General features: G+C 33.6%; 5 protein-coding genes and 1 pseudogene. 4 read left to right on the forward strand and 2 right to left on the reverse strand.

The genetic code is table 11. From position 1 onward, the window contains the following. Window positions 1-47: 47 nt before the first annotated feature. The 3 genes from tsf to recG all read left to right on the forward strand — a co-directional run bounded on the left by tsf (window position 48) and on the right by recG (window position 4,649). Complete coding sequence (tsf, locus tag F6K22_RS18530) at window positions 48-650, forward strand: translation elongation factor Ts (protein WP_293100848.1); 603 nt, start codon at window positions 48-50, stop codon at window positions 648-650. A gap of 150 nt (window positions 651-800) precedes the next feature. Continuing rightward, complete coding sequence (locus F6K22_RS18535; protein ID WP_293100851.1) at window positions 801-1,805, forward strand: hypothetical protein; 1,005 nt, start codon at window positions 801-803, stop codon at window positions 1,803-1,805. Between the two features lie 360 nt (window positions 1,806-2,165). Next, window positions 2,166-4,649, forward strand: a complete 2,484-nt coding sequence (recG, locus tag F6K22_RS18540; RefSeq protein ID WP_293100854.1) for an ATP-dependent DNA helicase RecG — start codon at window positions 2,166-2,168, stop codon at window positions 4,647-4,649. A 2,028-nt stretch (window positions 4,650-6,677) separates the two neighbouring features. Here the strand turns inward: recG and F6K22_RS18545 are convergent. Then, entirely contained in the window at window positions 6,678-6,959 is a 282-nt protein-coding gene (locus F6K22_RS18545; protein ID WP_293100857.1) for a DUF2470 domain-containing protein, read from the reverse strand. Between the two features lie 270 nt (window positions 6,960-7,229). Next, window positions 7,230-8,248: pseudogene (locus F6K22_RS18550) on the reverse strand (aldo/keto reductase). A gap of 847 nt (window positions 8,249-9,095) precedes the next feature. On the opposite strand from F6K22_RS18550, the gene F6K22_RS18555 reads away from it, so the two are divergent. Continuing rightward, the coding region (locus F6K22_RS18555; protein WP_293100860.1) for a PAS domain-containing protein at window positions 9,096-10,408 on the forward strand (1,313 nt) is incomplete at its 3' end.

Consider the following 10,408-nt stretch of genomic DNA (forward strand, 5'->3'; position numbering starts at 1 on the left):
TTCCTTAAAATTTATTTTCTTGAGGAAAAGAAAGTTAAGCGTCAGGTATGATGGACTGTAAAAAGGCCCTGAAAGAAAATGATGGCGATATTACTAAAGCTACAGAATGGCTGAGACAAAAAGGTATTGCTTCTGCTGGAAAACTTGAGGGTAAAGTAGCAGCAGAGGGACTGGTTGAGAGTTATATTCATACAGGTGGCAGAATTGGTGTTTTAGTAGAAGTAAACTGTCAGACAGATTTTGTTGCCCGGAATGAGGCATTTAAAGAATTAGTCAAGAATATTGCTATGCAAATAGCTGCTTGTCCACAGGTACAATATGTGTCAGTTGATGATATTCCAACTGAATTTGTAGAAAGTGAAAAATCTATAGAAATGGGTAGAGAAGACCTGAGCAATAAACCAGAAAATATTAGGGAAAAAATAGTTCAAGGTCGAATAGAAAAGCGGTTAAAAGAATTAACTTTGATGGATCAGTCATTTATCCGCGACCAAAATAAGACAGTAGAAGAGTTGATTAAGGAAACTACCGCTCAGTTAGGTGAAAAAGTACAAGTACGTCGTTTTATTAGGTTTGTTTTAGGAGAAGGTATTGAGAAACAAGAAAGTAATTTTGCTGAAGAAGTAGCAGCACAAACTGGAAAGAAATAAGTAAGCATTTAGCATAGAATTCAGAATTTAGAATTCAGAATTTAGAATTGGTAAATTTACCTTATAGAATTCAGAGTTAAGAATTCAGAATTGGTGAATTTACCTTAAATTCTAAATTCAAAATCCTAAGTATAAATATATTTAAGTATAGTGGGAGAAATTAGAAAAATAGAACAAGATTTGCAAAGAATTGAAGTGGCGATCGCTGATATTGCCAAAGAACTTTATAGTAAATATCAAAGCTATTTACAAGTTTTGGGGCAAGGGATGCGACAACAGTTAATTTTTGCTAGTTATTATATATGTACTCAGGGATATCCAGAAGAATTTCTGAAGTTATCATTTTCTCAGCGACAGAAAATGCAGGAAGAGTTGCGAGAAAAGTCTAAATTGGCAGTTCAAGAATTACAAGAATTATTAAACCAAGATCCAGAGTCTCAACAAAAGTCGGATGATACCTCTGTAGCAGAATTAATGATGAGTCTTCTGAATGAAGAAGAGAAGGAAAAGGAAGAAGTAGTACCAAAAATAAAAGACCTAAAAGAAGCTATAGAGTTTGATTCTTCTGAATTATTTCCGACTGAAATATCGTCACAACCTACAACAGATTCTCAGGATAAAGAAGTAGGAAATAAAGTAGAAGAGAACATCAATGAAACTGAAGCAGAAAAAATCAAAATTTCGACAGAAAATATTGTTGATAAATTGCATAATATTAACATATTAAGACTTTGGCAAGAAAATATAGAAAAGCAAATACCAGAAATTCTCAAAAAACTTTCTCATCAGACAAACTGTATACTTCAGAAAGCAGAAATACTGCCGAAAAAAATACCAGAAAAAGTTTTAGAAGCTGCGACAAAAATGGAATCAGGGGATACTCCTGTAGGTGGGCAACCTAATATATTAAATTTGTTAATTGAAGCAGAAGATTTAGAAGATGATGATGATGCTAAAATTACTCGAATTATAGCAATAAATCTACGGTTATCTGAAATAGAATTTACTAATATTAATGTCACAGGTTGGCGCAATAAAATCCGTAGTCTTTTAGGAGAGCTTAGTCAACTGCAACGAGAATATAATAAAAAGCAACGGGAATTAGCGGTGATAGAAGCTGAGTCAGCATGGCGGTCTAGTTGGTATGAAGATTAAATAAATAATAAATAATAAATAATTTAGAATTTGGAATCTATAGGAATCCTATTTTATTTGTGTATAAAAATCTTACCGCTTTTCGGTCATAGGGAATAAGCAATGTACAATGGGCAATAGTTTCGGAATTTCTTTCTAGTTTTTGAGTTGTTACAACCTATTTAAGACTGCTATATATGAATTTACAATTTAGAATCTTTTATAAATTCAGAATTAATTAGGGTTGACTGAAAAAGTCTTTAATTCACTAATTCTAAATTCTGCATTTTGTCAGATTAATTTACCAATTATTAATTCTTTAATTCTTTAATTCACTAATTCACTAATTCTAAATTAGAAATTATAAATTCCTATAATGCCATGAATAATGAAAAAGAAACGATAGACTGGGAAAGACTCAAAAAAGCTTTATTGGTAGAAACAGACCGTGGATTTCAAAATATCCAAGGCAAACAATATATATTTAATGACTTTTTGAGTATCAGTTTAAGTCAACCACCAATCATATTACAAGCTTATCAAAATCAATTTCAGGAACTATCTAAAAAATTTGCTTCCTATCCAGAAATGACTAGAGAAGAACGGCAATCTTTACTAGAAATAACTCAGGATTTTTTAAATAAAATGCAGTCTTTCTCTACAAAAGAACAAGAGCAAAATATACCAGAAGCACATCCATTAGAAATAACTGCCAAAATACAGAAAAATAATTATAACTTTCCACAAAAATATACCAATAACCTAGAACTACAACAGCCACTTAAAGATGTAAAAGGTATCGGAATTAAAAATAGCGATCGCCTAGCAACATTAAGACTATATACAGTTAGAGAATTACTTTATTATTATCCAAGAGACCATATAGATTATGCTCGCCAAGTCAATATTCGTGACTTAGAACCTGGAGAAACTGTTACTATAATTGGCAAAGTTAAAAGGTTCAACTGTTTTTCTAGTCCTAAAAATAAGAAATTAACTATTCTAGAACTTACTCTTACAGATGCCACAGGTAAAATCAAAATTAGTCGCTTTTTTGCCGGACCTAGGTTCAGTAACAAAGGTTGGCAAATGATGCAAAAAAAATTCTATCCAGTTGGTGCAACAGTCGCTGCTTCAGGTTTAGTTAAAGAAAACAAATATGGCAAAAATTTAGATAACCCAGAAATAGAAGTTCTAGATAGTGAAGGCGGTCAAATTGAATCAATGAAAATTGGTCGTTTAGTACCAGTTTATCCCTTAACAGATGGAGTAGGAGCAGATATTGTCAGACGAGCAATATTTACAGTTTTACCAACAGCAGAAAAATTATCAGATACATTACCAGAAAACTTTCTGCATCAATATCAATTAATAGACTTAAAAAACGCCATTAAAAACATTCATTTTCCTATAGATAGAGATTGTTTAGCAGCAGCTCGTCGTCGCTTAGTTTTTGATGAATTTTTCTATCTACAATTAGGATTATTAAAACGTCGGCAACTGCAAAAAAAAACAGAGACAGCTATATCTTTACCAGTTACAGGAAAACTAATTAATAAATTCTACGAACTACTCCCATTTCAATTAACTAATGCTCAAAAAAGAGTAGCAAATGAAATCCTCAGCGACCTACAAAAACCCGAACCAATGAAAAGATTAGTACAAGGAGATGTGGGAGCTGGAAAAACAGTAGTAGCAGTAGTCGCCATGTTAGCAGCAATTCAAGTTGGTTATCAAGCCGCTTTAATGGCACCGACAGAAGTATTAGCAGAACAACATTATCGTAAATTAGTTAGTTGGTTTAATCTCTTACATTTGCCTGTTGAATTATTAACTGGTTCGACAAAAGTAGCAAAACGTCGAGAAATTCATGCTCAACTTGAGACTGGAGAATTACCAGTTTTAGTTGGTACTCATGCTCTAATTCAAGATGCAGTAAATTTTCATAAATTAGGTTTAGTAGTAATAGATGAACAACACAGATTTGGGGTTCAGCAAAGAGCAAAGTTACAACAAAAAGGTGAATCTCCTCATTTTTTGGCAATGACTGCTACTCCTATTCCTAGAACTTTAGCTTTGACTTTACATGGAGATTTAGATGTTAGTCAAATAGACGAACTTCCACCAGGAAGACAACCAATTCAAACCACAACTTTGACTGGAAGACAACGTAAAAAAGCTTACGATTTAATTCGCCGAGAAATAGTTCAAGGTAGACAAGTTTATGTAGTTTTACCCTTAGTTGAAGAGTCAGAAAAATTGGATGTAAAATCTGCAGTAGAAGAACATCAAAAATTAGCTGAAAAAGTTTTCCCAGAATTCCAGATAGGTTTGTTGCATGGCAGAATGAGCAGTGCTGAAAAAGACCAAGCTATTAGTACTTTTCGGGATAATAAAACTCAGATTTTAGTTTCTACTACTGTGGTGGAAGTGGGGGTAGACGTACCGAATGCTACGGTAATGCTGATTGAAAATGCAGAAAGGTTTGGTTTATCTCAGTTACATCAGTTGCGGGGACGAGTGGGTCGTGGTGTTCATAAGTCTTATTGTTTGTTGATGAGGGGTGCGGGTTCGACGGATGCTGTGGAACGCTTGCAAGTTTTGGAGCAGTCTCAGGATGGATTTTTTATTGCCGAGATGGATATGCGTTTGCGGGGTCCTGGTCAGGTTTTGGGAACTAAGCAGTCGGGGTTGCCGGATTTTGCTTTGGCGAGTTTGGTTGAGGATCAGGAAGTTTTGGAGTTAGCGCGGGGTGCTGCTTTTCGGGTGATGGAGAAGGATGAAAGTCTGAATAGTTGGCCTCTGTTAAGGAAAGAGTTGGAATGGCGGTATCAGAAAATGATGGGGGGGTCGATTTTGAATTAGAGGATTAGGAGAGTGGGGAGTGTGGGAAGTTTGGAGTGTGGGGAAGGTGGGGAGAGATGAGAATCAAATAATTTTCACCATCCACCTTCGGGAGCTTCAGTAAATGAAATGACTATTGCTCTATCCGCAATAAAACAGAAAAATTTCACCATCCAACTCCGGGAGCTTCAGCAAATGAAATGACTATTGCTCTATCCGCAATAAAACAGAAAAATTTCACCATCCAACTCCGGGAGCTTCAGCAAATGAAATGACTATTGCTCTATACGCAATAAAACAGAAAAATTTCACCATCCAACTTCGGGAGCTTCAGGAAATGAAACGACTATTGCGGATAGAGCAATAGAACAGAAAAAATTTCACCATCCAACTTCGGGAGCTTCAGGAAATGAAACGACTATTGCGGATAGAGCAATAGAACAGAAAAAATTTCACCATCCAACTTTGGGAGCTTCAGGAAATGAAATAACTATTGCTCTATACGCAATAAAAGAGTTTCAAGAGTCTGGAAATACTCAGCTCAGAGCAACCTACTTTTCCTTCTCCAGATATGGAGCGATCATTCCAGACAAATCAAGAGGAACTAATTATCAATTCCAAATCAAAAATTTATTCATCAATATTTTTCTATTGCGCAATAGTAGAGTCTCAAGATTCTGGAAAGACTAAGCTCAGAGCAATCCTCTTTCCCATCCCACTATAATTGCTCAGTCAACCTAGATAAATAAAGAGAAGTTAATTTATTAATTCCAAATCAAAAATTTATTCATCAATATTTTTCTATTGCGCAATAGTAGAGTCTCAAGATTCTGGAAAGACTAAGCTCAGAGCAATTTATTTTTCCTCCTCCAGATTTTGGAGCGCTCCAGACAAATTAAGAGGAACTAATTATTCATTCCAAATCAAAAAATTATTCATCACTATAGCGTATAGAGCAATAGTAGAGTTTCACACACTCAGAAAGACTAAGCTCAGAGCAATTTATTTTTCCTTCTTCAGATTTTGGAGCGCTCCAGACAAATCAAGAGGAACTAATTATTCATTCCAAATCAAAAAATTATTCATCACTATAGCGTATAGAGCAATAGTAGAGTTTCACACACTCAGAAAGACTAAGCTCAGAGCAATTTATTTTTCCTTCTTCAGATTTTGGAGCGCTCCAGACAAATTAAGAGGAACTAATTATTCATTCCAAATCAAAAAATTATTCATCACTCAATAGTAGAGTTTCAAGAGTCTAGAAAGACTAAGCTCAGAGTAACCTACTTTCCCTCCTCCAGATTTTGGAGCGCTCCAGACAAATCAAGAGGAACTAATTATTCATTCCAAATCAAAAAATTATTATCACTCAATAGTAGAGTTTCAAGAGTTTAGAAAGACTCAGCTCAGAGCAACCTACTTTCCCTCCTCCAGATTTTGGAGCGCTCTAGACAAATCAAGAGAAACTAATTTATTAATTCAAAATCAAAAATTTATTCATCACCCCATGCGTATAGAGCAATAGTAGAGTTTCCAGAATCTGGAAATACTCACTTCATAGCAACTACTTTTCTTCCTCTAGATATGGAGCGATCGCTCTAGATAAATAAAGAGAAGTTAATTTATTAATTCAAAATCAAAAATTTATTCATCACTATTGCTCTATACGCAATAGAGAGTTTCCAGAGTCTGGAAAGACTAAGCTCAAAGCAACCTACTTTTTATTCTCTAGATATGGAGCGATCGCTTTAGATAAATAAAGAGAAGTTAATCTATTAATTCAAAATCAAAAATTTATTCATCACCCCATGCGTATAGAGCAATAGTAGAGTTTCCAGAATCTGGAAATATTCAGCCAGGAGTGAGTTACTCTTCCATCAAACCATCCCAAGCAGAAGAGTAACATATCATTCACGGAAATAATGTCACAAAGAGTTTGATACCAATTATGTGAAATAGTTACCTAAAATCCTAATCTGTTAAAATCTTTAGCAAACAGTATCTTACTTTTAGTTATTGACTTTTGAGTTTTGTAAGACTACTCATATTTTATTTTTCAGTACGAGCTTGTTTAACCATATCAATAAGAGTGTGATGAGCATCTTCAGCATCCTTTAAAGTATGGTCAAATTCAATTCTTATTGGTAAAGTTTCCCCACTAACTTCAGCAGTTAAGTTCATACCTAGAGCATCAATGGAAAGCATTTTTGCGGCTGTAGCATTGGCAGAACTACCAAATTTTTGAGCATACAAAAGTACCGCATCTTGATGATCTTCATTCATATGAGAACAAATGCGAGCGCTAATTTCTGAAGTAAATGAATCAGACATATTTTCAAATCCTTGTATAAGTATTATTTTTAAGTATAAAGCAAGCTCAAAAGGTTGATGTTAAAAAATTAGGTAAGAGAAATTATAGATTGAGCTATAAACATAAAGAAAAATCCTAACATAAAGCACATTCCCAAGATGGAAGTAAAATTATATAATTTTATTCTAACTTCTAAGTACTTACTTAATCTCCTGACTCCTAAGTTCTAAATTTTTCTTCACTTTTAACTTCTTTTCTACTCCTGACTCCTGACTTATGACTCCTGACTCCTATCTTCGATATTCATCACCACAGTCACCAATTAACTTAAACAAATCTCGTGACTCTCCAGTTAAATTATTAATTTGTTCGTAATCTTTTACATCTAAATTAAAATCAAATACACGAGAATTATCTTGAAAATTTTCTGAAATACTTAGCCTATATCCAACAATTGCACCTGCTACAGTTGGCTGTTCTAAAATATAGCGAACTGCCACATTTGAGATACTTACTTTATACTTATCAGCAATTTTTTTGAGCAGATTTAATAGTTTTTAAATAGACTCGAACCTCCCCACATATCAACCATATTTTTATACTTTCTCAAACTAACAGTATCAAGATTTCTATTTTGAGGTTCCGGTGAGTCTAGATATTTTTCTGATAATAAACCACCACATAATGTACCATAAGCCAAAAGCTTGATATTATGCTTCTGACAAAACTTTACCATTTCCACCAAAGGACGACGGTCTAATAAAGAAAATTGAACTTGATTAGAAACTATTTTAATTCCACTATCAATAATAATCTTCAGATGTTTAGTATCAAAATTAGTTAAAGCCAGATGCTTAATTTTTCCCTCCGACTGGAACTCCGCCATATAATTAAGAGCATCTAAATAATTTTTATTTTGATATTCCCACCAATGAAATTGAACTAAATCCAAAGTATCCACATTCATTCTTTTGCGCGAAATATCAATATTTTTTTCAACCAACTTTTTAGTCATTTTTATGGGTCTTGACACCCACTTTGTAAAAGCTTGTAAGTTAGATAAAGACTCTACTCACCTATTATCTATTAATTGTCGTCTAAATTATCCGATGAAATCCTCCGCCAGGCCATAATGGTCTGCTAAATTCCAAGTAGTAAAACCTGTATCCATATAATTAAACATACTTTGAATAGCAGCTTTTGGATCGATACGTCCATGAGCGCCTGACACTTGCCACATTCCATTCAAAATGCGACATATATTTATATCATCAGTCAAGTTTAGTCTGCTTGATTTGGGTAAGGTCATTTCAGTTATCAGTTATTAGTTATCAGTTATTAGTACCTCCGGCTGAGGTCCTATGCTTGATATACTGAAGTTGATTTTTTTCATCCTCTTCAAAGGGTAGGCTATTGACCTAATTTTTTTGTCATTGTCTATTTGGACTTGTTGGTTTAGATTAGGCAATTCTTTTAGAGTAATATAATTACTGACAATTTTTAAACGTTTTTTCCAATATCACTTGTTGATTAGATTTTAGATAATATTTGCCCGATTATTACATATTTTAATATTCTGAATACCGCAGCCTTAATCTATTGATCTGTCAATTTTGAAATGATGGGTTGAGACAAGACTAAGGAAGATCAATAGGGAAAGTAGACAAGGGAGAAAATTTCATGGCTTATCCCTGAAATTAATCTTGACAGAGAACTATAGGTGAGTAATGAAGGACTAAAAAATTTATATAAGTTAGGTAGGCGTAAATAAACCTCAATATGAATATGTAACAAAATGTTTATGCAGCCTCAACTCTTGAGATTATTTCCTTCCACTCCGTTCCAGTCGCTTCGGACATAATAACATTTAATTACGCCAGGCTAATTAGTGGTTCTGATATTGATTAGATATAGTATTTTTTGTCTTTTCTATTCCCTGTTTCTAGTTAAGCTATTTCCTAAAGTTAAAAACTTGTGTATTTCACAAATTTAATAAAAGCTATATTTATTCTATAATATAGCTTGCTAATATATAGCTTAGTAGATTGAGAATAAAGACTTTAATTTGAAGCTAAATCAGGAAAGCTTAAAATTAAATATTCATGGTTATGCTATTTTAAGTTATTGTTTATATATATTGTCCTTCCCTAAAATCAATGTCAATGATGTACAGCGTTGTTAAAAAATTAGAGCAAAATTTAGCTCAGTTGACAGAAGAGTTAAACAAAGAGAAAGCAGAACACCAGTGCACTAAAAATGCTCTCAAAAAAAGTGAAGTACGTTTACAAGCAATAATTAATCAAGCATCTATAATTATTTGGGAAGTAGATAGCAAAGGTATGTTTACTTTTGCCAAGGGTAAACCACAAAAAGTACGAATAAAACCAGAGAAATTAGTGGGATATTCAATTTTTGATCTATACAGAGACAATAAAGAAATATTGGATAAAATTGACTTGGCAATGGCGGGGAATCAAGTTAAATGGTTTTGGGAAGCGGAAGATATCGGATATGAAACCAGAGTAATTCCCCAAATTTCAGAAACCGGTAAAATAGAAGGATTAAGAGGAATTAATATTGAGATCACAGCCAGCAAAATAACCGAGTTAGAATTCCATAAAACTCAACAAGAACTAGAAGCAAAAGTTGAAGAAAGAACATCTGCTGTAAGATCATCAAATGAAGAACTTATAGAAGAAATTGTCAGACACAAGCAGGCGAGAGAAGAACTACTATATAGACTAAATTTTGAAGAATTAATTACAACTCTATCAACCCACTTCATTAATTTAGCTCCTGACGAAATAGACCAAGGTATTCAAGTAGCTTTGGAATGGATAGGAACTTTTAGCGGAGTTGACCGTAGCTATGTATTTTTATTGGATGAAACAGGTAACTATATCAACAATAATTACGAGTGGTGTGCCAAGGGAATTAAATCGCAAATTCAACAAAGAAAACAAATACCAATCACAGCATTAGGAGAATGGGAAGAGCAAATACAGAAGCTAGAAACAATTTATATTCCCAGTACAGCTAAACTGTCAAAAGAAAAATGGATGACTAAAAAATTTTTGCGCTCCCAATCCATAAAATCTCTAATTGTTGTACCAATGGCATATTGTGGCATTTCTATCGGATTTTTAGGTTTCGACTCAGTTAGAGAAGAAAAAAACTGGTCAGAAGATATTATTGCTCTGTTAAGAATTATGGGAGAAATGTTTATTAATGCTCTGGAACGAAAACGAGTAGAAACAGCATTAGCAGAAAGTGAAAGAAAATATAGGCATTTAGTAGAAACTTCCCAAAATTTAATTTGGTCTCTGGATACTGAGGGGCGTTTTACTTTTGTTAATCAAGCAGCGAAACACATTTATGGTTATGAACCAGCAGAAATAATAGGTCGTTTCCTGACAGATTTTATTTATCAAGAAGAAGTCGAAAAAATTACACCAGAAGCAATAAATAA

The organism is Okeania sp. SIO2F4 (assembly GCF_010672385.1).
Lineage (GTDB): Bacteria > Cyanobacteriota > Cyanobacteriia > Cyanobacteriales > Microcoleaceae > Trichodesmium.